This is a genomic window from Hylemonella gracilis (genome assembly GCF_004328645.1).
GTDB lineage: Bacteria > Pseudomonadota > Gammaproteobacteria > Burkholderiales > Burkholderiaceae_C > Hylemonella > Hylemonella gracilis_B.
Genome location: NZ_CP031395.1, coordinates 1,018,777 through 1,036,080 on the forward strand (window position 1 = coordinate 1,018,777; position 17,304 = coordinate 1,036,080).

At 64.8% G+C, this 17,304-nt stretch carries 10 protein-coding genes and 1 tRNA gene; 10 read left to right on the forward strand and 1 reads right to left on the reverse strand.

Going from position 1 to position 17,304, the window contains the following annotated elements; all coding sequences use genetic code 11:
- Nucleotides 1-237: 237 nt before the first annotated feature.
- The 10 genes from rplJ to DW355_RS04945 all read left to right on the forward strand — a co-directional run bounded on the left by rplJ (nt 238) and on the right by DW355_RS04945 (nt 16,060).
- Entirely contained in the window at nt 238-738 is a 501-nt protein-coding gene (gene rplJ / locus DW355_RS04900) for a 50S ribosomal protein L10 (protein WP_131278209.1), read from the forward strand.
- A gap of 48 nt (nt 739-786) precedes the next feature.
- A complete protein-coding gene (gene rplL, locus DW355_RS04905) occupies nt 787-1,164 on the forward strand; it encodes a 50S ribosomal protein L7/L12 (RefSeq protein WP_131278210.1) in 378 nt (125 codons plus the stop codon).
- A gap of 274 nt (nt 1,165-1,438) precedes the next feature.
- The gene (gene rpoB, locus DW355_RS04910) at nt 1,439-5,551 is read left to right on the forward strand and encodes a DNA-directed RNA polymerase subunit beta (protein ID WP_131278211.1); all 4,113 of its coding nucleotides are present in this window, start codon (nt 1,439-1,441) and stop codon (nt 5,549-5,551) included.
- A 25-nt stretch (nt 5,552-5,576) separates the two neighbouring features.
- Nucleotides 5,577-9,803, forward strand: a complete 4,227-nt coding sequence (gene rpoC / locus DW355_RS04915; RefSeq protein ID WP_131278212.1) for a DNA-directed RNA polymerase subunit beta' — start codon at nt 5,577-5,579, stop codon at nt 9,801-9,803.
- 81 nt (nt 9,804-9,884) lie between these two features.
- Complete coding sequence (rsmB, locus tag DW355_RS04920; protein WP_131278213.1) at nt 9,885-11,291, forward strand: 16S rRNA (cytosine(967)-C(5))-methyltransferase RsmB; 1,407 nt, start codon at nt 9,885-9,887, stop codon at nt 11,289-11,291.
- Nucleotides 11,292-11,355: 64 nt separating this feature from the next.
- On the forward strand, nt 11,356-12,045 hold the full coding sequence (locus tag DW355_RS04925; RefSeq protein WP_165493120.1) for a DUF4390 domain-containing protein: 690 nt from the start codon (nt 11,356-11,358) through the stop codon (nt 12,043-12,045).
- Nucleotides 12,046-12,061: 16 nt separating this feature from the next.
- A complete protein-coding gene (locus DW355_RS04930) occupies nt 12,062-14,473 on the forward strand; it encodes a sensor histidine kinase (RefSeq protein ID WP_131278215.1) in 2,412 nt (803 codons plus the stop codon).
- A 56-nt stretch (nt 14,474-14,529) separates the two neighbouring features.
- Complete coding sequence (locus tag DW355_RS04935; RefSeq protein WP_131278216.1) at nt 14,530-15,294, forward strand: response regulator; 765 nt, start codon at nt 14,530-14,532, stop codon at nt 15,292-15,294.
- Between the two features lie 39 nt (nt 15,295-15,333).
- Nucleotides 15,334-15,409: transfer RNA gene (locus DW355_RS04940), tRNA-Phe, on the forward strand.
- Between the two features lie 255 nt (nt 15,410-15,664).
- Nucleotides 15,665-16,060 carry a hypothetical protein gene (locus DW355_RS04945; protein ID WP_131278217.1) on the forward strand — a complete coding sequence of 132 codons (396 nt, stop codon included), beginning with the start codon at nt 15,665-15,667 and terminating at the stop codon, nt 16,058-16,060.
- Nucleotides 16,061-16,176: 116 nt separating this feature from the next.
- On the opposite strand, the gene DW355_RS04950 is transcribed toward DW355_RS04945, so the two are convergent.
- Nucleotides 16,177-17,265 carry an MBL fold metallo-hydrolase gene (locus DW355_RS04950; RefSeq protein WP_131278218.1) on the reverse strand — a complete coding sequence of 363 codons (1,089 nt, stop codon included), beginning with the start codon at nt 17,263-17,265 and terminating at the stop codon, nt 16,177-16,179.
- Between the last annotated feature and the right edge of the window lie 39 nt (nt 17,266-17,304).

A 17,304-nucleotide genomic window follows, 5' to 3' on the forward strand; every position in this document is an offset into this window, starting at 1 on the left:
GTCGTCCGCGAGGGTGGCTCGATGTGGTGGGCCGGAAGGCGGCGCAACTCAGCTTGCAAGGCTTTCCGGGTCATCCAAGACCGCTGGTGTGTGGCACCTCATCGGAGGGCGCACTTAATTTCCAGCGCAGATGGCGATCCCGCTGCAATGGATGTGAATTCCAAAACAGTTGGTCGCTGCAAGAAAGGCGCACCGGTGAACGTCAAGCAAGCCGGTGCATTTTGAAGGAGTTAGACCTTGAGTCTGAATCGCAGTGAGAAAGAAGCGGTCATCACCGAAGTGACCGGCCTCGCAGCTCAAGCTCAAACGCTCGTGTTGGCGGAGTACCGTGGCGTCACGGTCGCGGCCATGACCAAGCTGCGCTCTGAAGCCCGCAAGCAAGGCGTGAGTCTGAGTGTTCTGAAGAACACTCTGGCCCGCCGTGCCGTGGCCGGCAGTGCGTTCGAAGTCGTGAGCGACCAGATGACTGGTCCGCTGATCTATGGCTTCTCTGTCGATGCCGTGGCCGCTGCCCGCGTGGTGGCCGATTTCGCGAAAACCAACGACAAGCTGGTGATTCGCGGCGGTGCATTCGCAGGCAAGGCTCTGGACGTCAACGGCGTGAAGCAGCTCGCAAGCATTCCCTCCAAGGAAGTGCTGCTGGCTCAGCTGTGTGGCTTGCTCAAGTCGCCGATCTCCCGCACCGCCGTGGTGCTGGGTGCCCTGGCGGCGAAAAAAGGCGAAACGGCCGCCGCCTGAATCGGCGTGGCCAGTCAACCAACTTAGTGGAATCTGAAGGAATCAAAAATGGCATTCGATAAAGACGCATTTCTGACCGCGCTCGACAGCATGACGGTCATGGAGCTCAACGACCTGGTCAAGGCCATCGAAGAGAAGTTCGGCGTGAGCGCTGCTGCCATGGCCGCTCCGGCCGCCGCTGGCGGTGGTGGTGGTGCTGCCGCCGCGGAAGAGAAGACCGAGTTCAACGTGGTGCTGACCGAAGCTGGCGCCAACAAGGTCTCCGTCATCAAGGCCGTGCGCGAAATCACCGGCCTGGGCCTGAAGGAAGCCAAGGACCTGGTGGACGGCGCTCCGAAGACCGTCAAGGAAGCGCTGCCCAAGGCTGACGCTGAAGCCGCCAAGAAGAAGCTGGAAGAAGCCGGCGCCAAGGCCGAACTCAAGTAATTCGACCTGGCTCGAAGGCTGGAGTGACCTGCAAAGGCACTCCAGCCTTTGGTGCTTAGAGGAGAGCCTCCAGAGCACACCCGGAAAAAGCGCAACAATGGCGCTCTTTCCGAGTGTCTTCTGACCCCGACTGCAGAAGATGCCTTGGTTCGGGCCGTGTGCAACGCGCGGCCGTCCGCCAGAGGTTGGTAGCGGCCAACCACCAAGCCTGCTGACGTGCGCGTGCGCGCGTCCGACGCGCCAGTCGCCTAGAGCCTCATAGCCCGGAGATCTCATGGCCTACACCTATACCGAACGCAAGCGCATCCGCAAGAGCTTCGGCAGCCGCGACAGCGTGCTGGAAATTCCTTACCTCCTGCAGATGCAGAAGGACGCCTACACGAGCTTCCTGCAGGCGGATCTGTCCTCCACCAAGCGCAAGCCAGAGGGCCTGCAGGCCGCTTTTGAGGCGGCCTTCCCCATCGTCTCGCACAACGGTTTTGTCGAGATGAAGTTCCTCGAATACAGCCTGGCCAAGCCGGCCTTCGATGTGCGCGAGTGCCAGACCCGTGGCCTGACCTTCGCTTCCGCCGTACGTGCGCGCGTGCAGCTCATCATCTATGATCGCGAGTCCTCGACGTCGCAGAACAAGGTGGTCAAGGAAGTCAAGGAACAAGAGGTCTACATGGGCGAAGTGCCACTCATGACCGACAAGGGTTCCTTCATCATCAACGGCACTGAGCGCGTGATCGTCTCGCAGCTGCACCGGTCGCCGGGCGTGTTCTTCGAGCATGACAAGGGCAAGACGCACAGCTCGGGCAAGCTGCTGTTCTCGGCTCGCATCATTCCCTACCGCGGCTCCTGGCTGGACTTCGAGTTCGACCCCAAGGACATTCTTTACTTCCGCGTGGACCGTCGCCGCAAGATGCCGGTCACGATCCTGCTCAAGGCCATCGGCCTGAATCCGGAAACCATCCTCGCCAACTTCTTCGTCAACGACAACTTCCGCCTGCAGGACAGCGGCGCGCAGATGGAGTTCGTGGCCGACCGCCTGCGCGGTGAAGTGGCGCGCTTCGACATCACCGACAAGTCGGGCAAAGTGATCATCGCCAAGGACAAGCGCATCACCGCGCGCCACACGCGCGAGTTGGAGCAGTCCGGCACCACCCACATCAGCGTGCCGGAAGACTTTCTGGTCGGTCGCGTGGTCGCGCGCAACATCGTCGACCCCGACACGGGCGAGATCATTGCCAAGGCCAACGAAGAGCTGACCGAGGCCTTGCTCAAGAAGCTGCGCACCGCCAACGTGCAGGAGCTGCAGTGCATCTACACGAATGAGCTGGACCAGGGCGCTTACATCAGCCAGACCCTGCGCAGCGATGAAACGACGGACGAGTTCGCCGCGCGCGTGGCCATCTACCGCATGATGCGCCCCGGCGAGCCGCCCACGGAAGACGCCGTGCAGGCCCTGTTCCAGCGTCTGTTCTACAACCCGGACACCTACGACCTGTCGCGCGTGGGTCGCATGAAGTTCAATGCCAAGCTGGGCAATTCGGACCCCGCGGGCCCCATGGTCCTGACCAACGAGGACATCCTGGCCGTGGTCAAGATCCTCGTGGACCTGCGCAATGGCCGCGGCGAAGTCGATGACATCGACCACCTGGGTAACCGCCGCGTGCGTTGCGTCGGTGAACTGGCCGAGAACCAGTACCGCACCGGTCTGGCGCGTATCGAGAAGGCCGTGAAGGAACGTCTGGGCCAGGCTGAACAAGAGCCGCTGATGCCGCACGACCTGATCAACTCCAAGCCGATTTCCGCGGCGCTCAAGGAGTTCTTCGGTGCGTCCCAGCTCTCGCAGTTCATGGACCAGACCAACCCGCTGGCCGAAATCACGCACAAGCGTCGCGTCTCGGCCCTGGGCCCGGGCGGACTGACCCGCGAGCGCGCCGGCTTCGAAGTGCGCGACGTGCACGTCACGCACTACGGCCGCGTCTGCCCGATCGAAACGCCGGAAGGCCCGAACATCGGCCTGATCAACTCCCTGGCCCTGTACGCCCGCCTGAACGAATACGGCTTCATCGAGACGCCGTACCGTCGCGTGGAAGACGGCAAGGTCACGACCAAGATCGACTACCTCAGCGCCATCGAGGAAGGCAAGTACGTCATCGCCCAGGCCAACGCCACGCTGGACAAGGACGGCAAGCTGACCGACGAGTTGGTGTCCGCCCGCGAGAAGGGTGAATCCATCCTCTGCGGCGCTGACCGCATCCAGTACATGGATGTGTCGCCGGCGCAGATCGTCTCCGTGGCGGCTTCGCTGGTTCCCTTCCTTGAGCACGACGACGCGAACCGCGCCTTGATGGGCGCGAACATGTCGCGTCAGGCCGTGCCCGTGCTGCGTCCGGAAAAGCCGCTGGTCGGCACCGGCATCGAGCGCGTGGCCGCCATCGACTCCGGCACCGTTGTGACGGCGACGCGCGGCGGCGTGGTCGACTCGGTCGATGCCACCCGCATCGTGATCCGCGTCAACGACAACGAAGCCGTGGCCGGTGAAGTGGGCGTGGACATCTACAACCTCATCAAGTACCAGCGTTCCAACCAGAATACCAACATCCACCAGCGTCCCATCGTCAAGAAGGGTGACAAGCTGGCCAAGGGTGACGTGATCGCGGACGGCGCTTCGACCGACCTGGGTGAAATCGCGATCGGCCAGAACATGCTGATCGCCTTCATGCCCTGGAACGGCTACAACTTCGAGGACTCGATCCTGATCTCGGAGCGCGTGGTGGCCGACGACCGCTACACCTCGATCCACATCGAGGAACTGGTGGTCATGGCGCGCGACACCAAGCTGGGCGCCGAGGAAATCACCCGCGACATCCCGAACCTGAGCGAACAGCAGCTCAACCGCCTGGACGAGTCCGGCATCATCTACGTCGGCGCCGAAGTGGTGCCGGGGGACGTGCTGGTGGGCAAGGTCACGCCCAAGGGCGAGACCACGCTGACGCCGGAAGAGAAGCTGCTGCGTGCCATCTTCGGCGAGAAGGCCAGCGACGTGAAGGACACCTCGTTGCGCGTGGACCAGGGTTCGCAAGGCACTGTCATCGACGTGCAGGTCTTCACCCGCGAGGGCATCCAGCGCGACAAGCGCGCTCAGCAGATCATCGACGATGAACTCAAGCGTTTCCGCCTGGACCTGAACGACCAGCTGCGCATCGTCGAGGCCGACGCCTTCGACCGGATCGAGAAACTGCTCAACGGCAAGGTCGCCAACGGTGGCCCGCAGAAGCTGGCCAAGGGCAGCAAGATCGACAAGGCCTACCTGACCTCCGTCGAGAAGCACCACTGGTTCGACATCCGCCCGGCGGATGACGAGGTGGCTTCGCAGCTGGAATCCATCAAGAACAGCCTGGAGCAGACGCGCCACAGCTTCGACCTGGCCTTCGAAGAGAAGCGCAAGAAGCTCACGCAGGGCGACGAGCTGCCCGCGGGCGTGCTCAAGATGGTCAAGGTCTACCTGGCCGTCAAGCGCCGACTGCAGCCTGGTGACAAGATGGCCGGCCGTCACGGCAACAAGGGCGTGGTCTCCAAGATCACCCCGGTCGAAGACATGCCCTACATGGCCGACGGTACCCCCGTGGACATCGTGCTGAACCCGCTGGGCGTGCCTTCGCGCATGAACATCGGCCAGGTGCTCGAAGTCCATCTGGGCTGGGCCGGCAAGGGCCTGGGCCAGCGCATCGGCGACATGTTGCAGCGCGAGGCCGCCACGACCGAGATCCGCGGCTTCCTGGAGCAGGTCTACAACGGTGCCGGCCGCAAGGAAGAGCTGGCCAAGCTGAAGGACGATGAGCTGCGCCTGATGGCGCAGGAGCTCACGAGCGGCGTGCCTTTCGCATCGCCGGTGTTCGACGGCGCGACCGAGGACGAAATCCGCGGCATGCTCAAGCTGGCCTATCCGGACGACGTGGCCCAGACCAAGGGCCTGAACGAGACCCGTACCCAGGCTCAGCTGTACGACGGTCGCACCGGCGACGCCTTCGAGCGCACGACCACCGTGGGGTACATGCACTACCTCAAGCTGCACCACTTGGTCGACGACAAGATGCACGCCCGTTCCACCGGTCCGTACTCACTCGTCACCCAGCAGCCGCTGGGCGGCAAGGCGCAGTTTGGCGGCCAGCGCTTCGGCGAAATGGAAGTGTGGGCGCTGGAAGCCTACGGCGCGTCCTACGTGCTGCAGGAAATGCTCACCGTCAAGTCCGACGACGTGCAGGGCCGCACCAAGGTGTACGAGAACATCGTCAAGGGCGAGCACGCCATCGAAGCCGGCATGCCGGAATCGTTCAACGTGCTGGTCAAGGAAATCCGTTCCTTGGGCCTGGACATCGAACTCGAGCGTTCCTAATTAGATTTGAAAAGGAAAGAGTTTCATGAAATCCCTACTCGACCTGTTCAAGCAGTTCACCCCCGATGAGCATTTCGATGCCATCAAGATCGGTCTGGCTTCACCCGAGAAGATCCGTTCCTGGTCTTTCGGCGAGGTGAAGAAACCCGAAACCATCAACTACCGCACCTTCAAGCCCGAGCGTGACGGCCTGTTCTGCGCCAAGATCTTTGGCCCGATCAAGGACTACGAGTGCCTGTGCGGCAAGTACAAGCGCCTCAAGCACCGCGGCGTGATCTGCGAGAAGTGTGGTGTTGAAGTCACGCAGACCAAGGTGCGCCGCGAGCGCATGGGCCACATCGACCTGGCCGCGCCCTGCGCTCACATCTGGTTCCTGAAGTCGCTGCCCTCGCGTCTGGGCCTGGTGCTGGACATGACGCTGCGCGACATCGAACGCGTGCTGTACTTCGAAGCCTATGTGGTGACTGACCCCGGCATGACGCCGCTGAAGAAGTTCAGCATCATGAGCGAGGACGACTACGACGCCAAGGTCAAGGAGTTCGGCGACGAATTCCAGGCCAAGATGGGCGCCGAAGGCATCAAGGAATTGCTGCAAGGCATCGACATCGAAGTCGAGATCGAACGCCTGCGCAATGACCTGACCGGTTCCGAGATGAAGGTCAAGAAGAACGCCAAGCGCCTCAAGGTGCTGGAAGCCTTCAAGAAGAGCGGCATCAAGCCCGAGTGGATGGTGCTGGAGGTGCTGCCCGTGCTGCCGCCGGACCTGCGTCCGCTCGTTCCCCTGGACGGTGGCCGCTTCGCGACCTCCGACCTGAACGACCTCTACCGCCGTGTCATCAACCGCAACAGCCGCCTGCGTCGCCTGCTCGAACTGAAGGCGCCGGAAATCATCGCGCGCAATGAAAAGCGCATGCTGCAGGAAGCCGTGGACAGCCTGCTGGACAACGGCCGCCGTGGCAAGGCCATGACCGGCGCGAACAAGCGCGCGCTCAAGTCCCTGGCCGACATGATCAAGGGCAAGAGCGGTCGCTTCCGTCAGAACTTGCTGGGCAAGCGCGTCGACTACTCGGGTCGTTCCGTCATCACCGTGGGCCCGACCCTCAAGCTGCATCAGTGCGGTCTGCCCAAGCTGATGGCCCTGGAGCTGTTCAAGCCCTTCATCTTCTCGCGCCTGGAAGCCATGGGCATCGCCACGACCATCAAGGCCGCGAAGAAGGAAGTCGAATCCGGCACGCCGGTGGTGTGGGACATCCTGGAAGAGGTGATCAAGGAGCATCCGGTGCTGCTGAACCGCGCGCCTACGCTGCACCGCCTTGGCATTCAGGCTTTCGAACCCATCCTGATCGAAGGCAAGGCCATCCAGTTGCACCCGCTGGTCTGCGCCGCCTTCAACGCCGACTTCGACGGTGACCAGATGGCCGTCCACGTGCCGTTGTCGGTGGAAGCGCAGATGGAAGCCCGCACGCTGATGCTGGCCTCCAACAACGTGCTCTTCCCCGCCAACGGCGAGCCCTCCATCGTGCCCTCGCAGGACGTGGTGCTGGGTCTGTACTACACGACCCGCGAGCGCACGAACGGCAAGGGCGAAGGCATGATCTTCGCCGACGTCGCCGAGGTGCAGCGTGCGCTGGATTCGAGCCAGGTCGAGTTGACCGCGAAGATCAACGTACGCCTGACCGAGTGGACCAAGGACAAGACCTCGGGTGATTTCGTGCCCGAGACCAAGCTGGTCGAGACCACGGTGGGCCGTGCCCTGCTGTCCGAAATCCTGCCCAAGGGCCTGGCTTTCGAAAACATCAACAAGGCGCTCAAGAAGAAGGAAATCTCCAAGCTCATCAACGTTTCCTTCCGCAAGTGCGGGCTGAAGGAAACCGTGGTGTTCGCGGACAAGCTGCTGCAGAACGGCTTCCGCCTGGCCACGCGCGCGGGTATCTCGATCTCGGTCGATGACATGCTGGTCCCCAAGGAAAAGCAGGAGATCATCGAAGCCGCCGAGAAGGAAGTGAAGGACATCGAGCAGCAGTACGTCTCGGGTCTGGTCACCGTGGGCGAGCGCTACAACAAGGTGGTGGACATCTGGGGCAAGGCTGGCGACAAGGTCTCCAAGGTCATGATGGACCAGCTGCGCGTCGAGAAGACCACCGACCGCCATGGCAAGACGGTGGATCAGGAGTCCTTCAACTCCATCTACATGATGGCCGACTCGGGCGCGCGCGGTTCCGCCGCGCAGATCCGGCAGCTGGCCGGCATGCGCGGCCTGATGGCCAAGCCCGATGGCTCCATCATCGAGACGCCCATCACGGCTAACTTCCGTGAAGGTCTCAATGTGTTGCAGTACTTCATCTCCACGCACGGCGCCCGCAAGGGCCTGGCCGACACGGCGCTGAAGACCGCGAACTCCGGCTACCTGACCCGCCGCCTGGTGGACGTGACGCAGGATCTCGTGGTGACGCAGGACGACTGCGGCACGCATGATGGTTCGCTGATGCGCGCCATCGTCGAGGGTGGTGAAGTGATCGAGTCGTTGCGCGACCGTATCCTGGGCCGCACCGCCGCCGAGGACGTGCTGCACCCCGAGACGCGCGCCGTGCTGGTGCCTGCGGGTCAGATGCTGGACGAGGACACCATCGAGGAAATCGAGCTCCTGGGCGTGGACGAAGTCAAGGTGCGCACCGCGCTGACCTGCGCGACCCGCTTCGGCATCTGCGCCAAGTGCTATGGCCGCGACCTCGGCCGCGGTGGCCCAGTCAACGTGGGCGAGGCGGTTGGTGTGATCGCTGCCCAGTCCATTGGTGAGCCCGGCACGCAGCTGACCATGCGCACCTTCCACATCGGTGGCGCGGCTTCGCGCGCGGCCATCGCCTCCAGCGTGGAAGCCAAGTCCAACGGCGTGATTGGTTTCAACGCCACGATGCGTTACGTCACGAACAGCAAGGGCGAACTGGTGGTGATCGCCCGTTCCGGCGAGATCGTCATCCATGACGAGCACGGCCGCGAGCGCGAGCGCCACAAGGTGCCCTACGGCGCGGTGCTGACCGTCAAGGCCGACCAGACCGTCAAGGCTGGCGCCATCCTCGCCAACTGGGATCCGCTGACCCGCCCGATCATCACGGAATTCGCCGGTCAGGTGAGGTTCGAGAACGTCGAGGAAGGTCTGACGGTCGCCAAGCAGGTGGACGAAGTGACGGGTCTGTCGACGCTGGTCGTGATCGACCCCAAGCGTCGTGGTTCCGCCAAGGTCGTGCGCCCGCAGGTCAAGTTGCTCGATGCCTCGGGCTCGGAAGTCAAGATTCCGGGCACCGATCACTCGGTGACCATCGGCTTCCAGATCGGCGCGCTGATCCAGGTGCGCGACGGCCAGGACGTGGGCCCCGGCGAGGTGCTGGCCCGCATTCCGGTCGAAGGCCAGAAGACCCGCGATATCACGGGCGGCCTGCCGCGCGTGGCCGAGCTCTTCGAAGCCCGTTCGCCCAAGGACAAGGGCGTGCTGGCCGAGCAGACCGGCACGGTCTCCTTCGGCAAGGAAACCAAGGGCAAGGTGCGACTGCAGATCACCGACCCCGAAGGCAAGGTCTGGGAAGAACTCGTGCCCAAGGAAAAGAACATCTTGGTGCACGAAGGCCAGGTGGTCAACAAGGGCGAAAGCATCGTCGACGGTCCGGCCGACCCGCAAGACATCCTGCGCCTGCTGGGCATTGAGGAGCTGTCGCGCTACATCGTTGACGAAGTGCAGGACGTCTACCGTCTGCAGGGCGTGAAGATCAACGACAAGCACATCGAAGTGATCGTGCGCCAGATGCTGCGCCGTGTCGTGGTCGAGAACTCGGGCGACTCCAACTACATCCAGGGGGAGCAGGTCGAGCGTTCGGAAATCCTCAACACGAACGATGCGCTGCGCAAGGACGGCAAGATCCCCGCGAGCTACGCCAACTTGCTGCTGGGCATCACCAAGGCCTCCTTGTCCACCGACAGCTTCATCAGCGCCGCGTCCTTCCAGGAAACCACGCGCGTGCTGACCGAAGCCGCCATCATGGGCAAGCGCGACGAGCTGCGCGGTCTGAAGGAAAACGTCATCGTCGGTCGCCTGATTCCCGCGGGCACCGGCATGGCTTACCACGAGGCCCGCAAGGTGCGCGAGAACATGGACGAGGCCGAGCGCCGCGCCATCGCGGATGCTGAAGCGGTCGAACTGGCAGCCGCCCAAGCCAGCAACGAAGGCGCCGCGGCCACGGCCGCCGAGCAAGGCGAGTAATCGCCGCCGCGTGGCCATCCCTCTGGTTTGGCCCGCGCCCATGCCCCAAGGTTCACGCCTTGGGGCGTTTTTATTTGTCGCATGACTGACATTTACGCCTCCGCCGTGCCCGGCGCCACCCGTGCCCCCGAGTTGTGGCAACAGTTGCAGGCCGCTGCCCAGCTGCTGGCCATGGTGCGCGCGGGCCGTTCCGCCGGCGACGCACTCGAGTCCGTGGCCCCCGGTCTGCGCCCGGGCGTGCAGGCACTGGCCTACGCCGCGTTGCGCGGGCTCGGTCGTGCCGAAGCCCTGCGCGCCTTGCTCGCGCCGCGCAAGCCCGCGCCCGCGGTGGACGCCTTGCTGTGCCTGACCCTGGCGCTGGCCAGCGCGGAGGCGCAGGACTACGACGCCCACACGCTGGTCAACCAGGCGGTTGAAGCCGCCAAACGCCATGACTCGCGCGCCGTCAGCAACAGCGCGGGGTTTCTCAACGCCTGCCTGCGCCGTTTCCTGCGCGAACGTGTGGATCTGCTGGCGGAGATCGACGAAGACCCGGCCACGGCGCTGCTGGCACGCTGGAACCATCCGCGTTGGTGGATCGCGCGCCTGCAACAGGAGGCGCCCGCGCATTGGCAGGCCGTGCTGGACGCCAACAACCGTCCGCCCCCGCTGACCCTGCGTGTCAACCTCGCGCAAGGCCCGGTGGAGGTCTACCTCGCCGACTTGCAGGCGGTCGGCCTGGCCGCGCAGCGCAATGGTGCCCAGGGCGTGACGCTGGAACGGCCCTTGCCCGTGCACCGCATTCCGGGTTTCGCGCAGGGGCGCGTGTCCGTGCAGGACGCGGCGGCCCAACTGGCCGCGCCCCTGCTGCTGGATGATCTGCCGCCCGTGCCGACACCCACCCGCCCGCTGCGCATCCTGGACGCCTGTGCCGCACCCGGCGGCAAGACGGCGCACTTGCTTGAACTGATCGCGGCGCGGGGCCTGGATGCGGAGGTCGTCGCGCTGGACGTTGACGCCGAGCGTTGCCGGCGCATTGACGAAAACCTGCGACGCCTGGGCCTGCAGGCCCAGGTGGTGGCTGCCGACGCGGGCGACCCGGTGGCTTGGCGACAGGCCGGGTTGACGGACGATCTGCGCTTCGACGCCATCCTGCTGGACGCACCCTGTACGGCCTCTGGCATCGTGCGGCGGCATCCGGACGTGCGCTGGCTGCGCCGCGAGAGCGACATCGCCAGTCTGGCTCGCCAGCAGGCGCGATTGCTGGCGGCGCTCTGGCCCCGCCTGGTTGTCGGGGGCCGGCTGCTCTATTGCACGTGCTCAGTTTTCAGGGCCGAGGGGGAAGAACAGGTGCGGGCGTTTCTTGCGCACAACAAAGAGGCGTCTTCACGACCCGCTCCGGGGCATTTATGGCCTCATTCGGCGTTTCAATCCGAGGCGCTCACGGACAATGCTATCCGTGGGCACGATGGCTTTTATTACGCGCTGTTGGCAAAAGAGGGGGGCTGAGGCCTCGGCTTGTCTGCGCCATGCCCTGATTTGGGGCGCGGCCCTCACCCTCATGGTGCCGGGTTTGACGCTGACCCCCGTCGCCAACGCGGCCCAAGCCGCCCCGGCCGGGGCCGACGAGCCGGCATCGAGCGACGCAGCGAGTGGTCACCCGCCACCGCCCGGTTCGTCGCCCGCACTTTCCACGCCGTCGGCATTGCCGGCGCCGTCCTTGTCCACCTCACGCGTGCCCCAGCCTGCCACGGTCGGTCCGCTGGAACTGCGTCGCCAGGGCGATGCGTTGGAGCTGGGCACCCGCCTGCGTTTCGATCTACCGGAACCGGTGCGCGATGCCCTGTACAAAGGCCTGTCCGTGATCTTCACGGCCGAGGTCGAGATCTACCGAGAACGCTGGTGGTGGCTGGACGCCCGTGTCAGCCGTGCCCAGCGCCAGTGGCGGCTGGTCTACCAGCCGCTCACGCAACGCTGGCGCCTCAGCCTGGGGTCCGCGCCGTCCGTGCGGGCCGGCGGCGCGGCGCTGGCTCAACTCTTCGACAGCCTGGACGAAGCCCTGGCCGTCATCCAGTACATCGCGCAATGGCGGGTGGCGGACTGGTCCGCGCTGGAAGCTGGCGACACCCACCGCATTGAATTCCACTTTCACCTCGACACCGACAAGTTGCCGCGCCCCTTGCAGATTGGCGCCCTGGGTGACGATGACTGGGAGCTGGACCTGAACCGCCAGCGCACCTTCAGCGCGGAGCGCCTGGATTGAGCGCGCAGGTATCGGCGTGAAAGCCCTGCTGCCTCGCCTTTCCGCTGCGGCCCGCGCGCCCGGTTCCCTGCGCCTTGCCTTGCTGGTGTTGCTCACCATCGTGGTCGCGCTCAGCCTGGTGCTGCTGTTCCTGCTGACCCAGGCGACCGGCAAGCACGAACTCTACGAACGGCATTACGGGCGTCTGTTCGCGCTGAACGTGGTGGTGGCCATCATGCTGTTCATCGCCATCAGCTGGGTGGCGGTGCGCCTGCTGCGGCACCTGCGCGAGCGCCGTTTCGGCAGCCGCCTGCTGTTGCGACTCTCGCTGGTCTTCGCTCTGGCGGGGTTCGTGCCGGGCCTGCTGATCTACGTTGTGTCCTACCAGTTCGTCGCACGTTCCATCGAAAGCTGGTTCGACGTGCAGGTGGAAGGCGCGCTGGAGGCCGGCCTCAACCTTGGCCGTGCCACGCTGGACTCGCTGTCCAACGACCTGGCGGCCAAGGCCCGCGTGGCCGCGGGCCAGTTGCAGGGCGCCTCGGACGTGGAGGCCGGGCTGATGCTGGAGCGTCTGCGCGACCAACTCGAGGTACATGACGCCGTGCTCTGGCGCGCCCAGGGCACCTCCTTGCGCTTGCTCGCCAGCGCGGGCGACTCGCGCTTCGCCTTGCACACCGAAAGACCGCCCTCCACGCAACTGGAACGCGCGCGTCGGCAGCAGGTGGTCACCTGGTTCGAGGGTTTGGAGGAAGGCAATGCCGTGGCGCCCGCGCCCGCGCGCATTCAAGCCCTGGTCAGCATGCCCAACGTGCCCAGTCAGAACATGAGCCTGGGTGCGTTGGACGAACCGCGTTACCTCGAGCTCACACAGGCGCTGTCCGAGAACCTGGTGGCCAATGCCTTGGCCGTGTCCGAGGCGCGCAATGAATACCAGGAGCGCTCATTGGCCCGACAAGGTCTGCGCCGCATGTACATCGGCACGTTGACGCTCAGCCTCTTCCTCGCCATCTTTGGTGCCGTGCTGCTGGCCGTGGCCCTGGGCAATCAGATCACCCAGCCGCTGTTGCTGCTGGCCGAGGGCGTGCGCCAGGTCGCGGCCGGTGACCTGACGCCCAAGGCCGCCCTGCAGGGGCGTGACGAACTCGGAGGTCTGACACGCGCTTTCGCCGACATGACCCAACAGCTGGCGGACGCGCGACGCGCAGTGGAGACCAGCATGGACGAGGTCAGCGCCGCGCGCGAGAACCTGCAGACCATCCTGGACAACCTGACGGCCGGCGTCATGGTGCTGGATGCGCAGGGCGTCATCCAGTCCGTCAACCCCGGCGCCGAGCTGATCCTGCGTGGTGCCCTGCGCGTGTCGGTTGATCGGTGGGAAGGCCGGCGCTTGCCCGAAATCGCCGGTCTGGAGGACTTCGCGCGGCAGATCAAGCTGCAGTTCGACCACTTCGTGGCCGAACGCGCGGAGCAGGGCGAGCGCTCGCTCGACCACTGGCAGCAGTCCATCGAGCTGGGGCTTTTTCGGTCGGATGAACGTGCGTCCGAGTTCGCCGACTTGCTGGGCGCCAAAGACCGCGACGTGCTGACCTTGGTGGTGCGTGGCGCTGAATTGCCGGGGGGCGCGCAGGGTCGCAGCCTCTGGCTGCTGGTGTTCGACGACATCTCCGACATCGTCTCGGCCCAGCGTGCGCAGGCCTGGGGCGAAGTGGCGCGCCGCCTCGCGCATGAGATCAAGAACCCACTGACGCCCATCCAGCTCTCCGCCGAGCGGCTGGAGAAAAAGCTCACCGGCAAGGTCGAATCCGCCGAGCAGGCCGTGGTCACCAAGTCCGTCAAGACCATCGTGGACCAGGTGGACGCGATGAAGCGGCTGGTCAACGAATTCCGCGACTATGCGCGCCTGCCCGCCGCCGAGCTCAAGCCCCTGGACTTGAACGCCCTGGTGCAGGAGGTGCTGCAACTCTACATCGGCGATGCCCAGCCTTCGCCACAGCTTTCGCTCTTGTCCGGGCCACCCCCCTCGCCGCATGTGCTGATGCGCGCCGAGCTGGACCCGGCCTGCCCGCTCATCCGGGGGGACGCCCAGCAACTGCGACAGGTGCTGCACAACCTGCTGCAGAACGCGCAGGACGCCACCGAAACCGCGGGGCGCAGCGGGCCGGAATTCGCGGTGCTCGTGCGCACGCAATGGAACCCCGCGCGCGGCCGGGTGCGCCTGTCCGTGCTGGATTGGGGCACGGGATTTCCGGAAGCCATCCTCAAGCGCGCCTTCGAGCCCTACGTCACGACCAAGGCCAAGGGTACCGGCCTGGGTTTGGCCGTGGTCAAGAAAATCGTGGACGATCATCGCGCGCGCATTGATCTTTCCAACCGTATTGCCGAAGATCAGGTGATCGGCGCGCAAGTGTCGTTATCATTCAGCGTGGGCCCGCCCGTCACGGCGGCCTGAAGTCCTTTCATCCTGTCGCGCATCACCCATCGTTTCGAGATCTCTGCGTTCACACCATGGCAAACATACTGGTCGTCGATGATGAACTCGGCATCCGCGATCTGCTCTCGGAAATCCTCAATGATGAGGGCCATGCTGTCGAGGTGGCCGAGAACGCGGCGCAGGCGCGCGAGGCCCGCCAGCGCGAACGCCCCGACCTCGTGCTGCTCGACATCTGGATGCCCGACACCGATGGCGTCACCTTGCTCAAGGAATGGTCCGCCGCCGGCCTGTTGACCATGCCCGTCATCATGATGAGCGGCCACGCCACCATCGAAACGGCGGTGGCTGCCACCAAGATTGGAGCGCAGGCTTTCCTCGAAAAGCCCATCACCCTGCAGAAACTGCTCAAGGCCGTGGAGCAGGGCCTGGCACGCAGCAGCGCCACCCCTGCAACCGCCGCTTCCGCCGCGCCAGCGCAACGGTCGGCCGCAGGCGCGCTGGCCAGTGTCGCTGGCGGCCAGCTGCCGGAGGCCTCGGTGGTGGAGCCCGTGGACCCGGGCCCGCCCGCGAAGCAGCATTTCCAGCTCGACAAACCCTTGCGCGAAGCGCGCGATGACTTCGAGAAAGCCTATTTCGAATACCACCTCGCGCATGAAAATGGTTCCATGACCCGCGTCGCCGAAAAGACCGGCCTGGAGCGTACCCACCTCTACCGCAAGCTCAAGCAGCTCGGCGTGGACCTGGGGCGCGGCAAGCGCGCCGTGCCCGTGGTGGCGAGTGGCGAGGAAGGGCGGGACGAGGGCATCGACAGCCTGCAAGGCCCGCCTTCCGGTTTTTGAGAATCAGGCCTGACTTTGCTGTTATAATTTCAGGCTCACGGCCCGGTAGCTCAGTTGGTAGAGCAGCGGATTGAAAATCCGCGTGTCGGTGGTTCGATTCCGCCCCAGGCCACCAGAATCTCTTCAAAAAAGCCATCCCTGCCCCGGGATGGCTTTTTATTTCCCACGCCATTCCGTCGCAGCGCCTTGAGCGGCAGCCGAGGCAGCCCAGGTGGTGCCGTTCCCGCTCGGCCCGGTGCCATTTTCGTGCAAGGCACGCGCAGTGGCTCTGTGGCTGGACCGCCTTCATGCATCAGTCAGCCAGCCCGCCCGCGCGGCGGATGGCCGATGCGCATCGCGCTCACGCGCGCCATCTCACCAGGAGTTCTCCATGAACCTCGAAAATTCCGCGACCGATCACGCCGCGTCCATGGCCTATGTCATGAGCACCCTGAGCACGCGTACGCTGCACCATTTCGCGCAAGAGGCCAAGCTGAACGGCGAGAGTCTGAAGGATGCGTTTGAGCGTTACGAAATCGACTATGCCTGGTACGTCCTGGGCTCGGACCGCTTGCGCGATGCCACCCTGGCCAGCCTGGTCACGCGGCATCACCACACAGCGACCGACGCGCAGCGTGAGAGCTTGGCCGGGGTTTTGAAGTCCGCCGCCGAGGCCCAGGCACCGGAACTGCTGATGAGCTTTGACAACGATGTTCCAGACCAGTTGGCGGATTACCTTCTGGCGTCTTGGGGTGGTGGCGCGGCGCCTTCCAGAAGCAAGCGGTGAGTTCGACCGCGGGGGCGCTCCGGATGTTCCGGGCGTGCTCCGTCATTGCGGCACGCGTTCAACCCGTCGGTCGTTCTGCAGTGGCGCGTTGATCCGCATGCGGGCGTCCGGGGGACTCAGCCCCGGAAGCGGTACACGCCATCGGCGTCCCGCGTGCGGCGCAACTTGCCCTCGAACCACAGGGCATGCAGGTGGGCGATGGCCTCGCCCATGGCGAAGGTGGTCTGGTGCAGGTCCAGCTTGCGCTTGAACATCACGGGCAGGATGTCGGCGGCGCACTGCGGGCGCTCGGCGCAGGCCTGCATGACCTCAGCGAGGCGCTCGCGGTGGTGGTCGTGCAATTGGCGGATGCGTTTGTGCAGGCCGGTGAAGGGCTTGCCATGCGAGGGCAACGTGAGTGTGGCCGTGGGCAGGCATTGGAATTTGTCGATGGACTGCAGGAATTGCTTCAGCGGGTTGGATTCCGGTTCGGATTCGAACACGCTGATGTTGCTGGAGATGCGCGGCAGCACCATGTCGCCGCCGATCAGCAGGCCTTGCGCCTCGTTGTATAGCGCGATGTGCTCGGGCGCGTGGCCGTGGCCACTGATGCAACGCCACGTGTGTGCACCGATGTGCACGCTGTCACCGTCCATCAGTCGCACGAACTGCGCAGGCACCGCGGGCACCAGGCTCGGGTAGTAAAGGGCGCGCTCTCGCACCTTGTCCATGGACTCCGGGTCGCGCAGGCCATGCGCGGCGAAGAATACAGCCGCGCCTTCGCCGCCGAAACCGTTGCTGCCAGCCGAGCCGATGCGCGCGAGGTAATAGTCCGTCGCGCTCATCCACAGGCGGCAGGGACGTTCGGGCGTGCTCCAGCGTGCGCACAACCAATGCGCCAGTCCCACGTGGTCCGGGTGCATGTGGGTGACGATCACGCGCAGGATGGGCAGGCCGTCCAACTCGGTGGTGAAGACCTGTTCCCACAGGGCCTTGGACTCGTCGCGGCTGACGCAGCAGTCCACCACCGCCCAGCCCTGCAGCTTGGCGCCGGGCTTGTCTGGATCGTCCATCTCGTCGCGCAGCAGCCAGAGGTTGATGTGATCCAGCGCGAAGGGCAGCGCCATGCGAATCCAGCGCACGCCTGGCGCGATTTCCAAGGTGGCGCCGGCCGCGGGCAGCGTGTCTCCGAGGGGGTAATGCAGTTCGCGTTCGAATTCGTTCATGCGCAGGCCGGTGGGTCCAGGGAGCGGATCATTGTATGC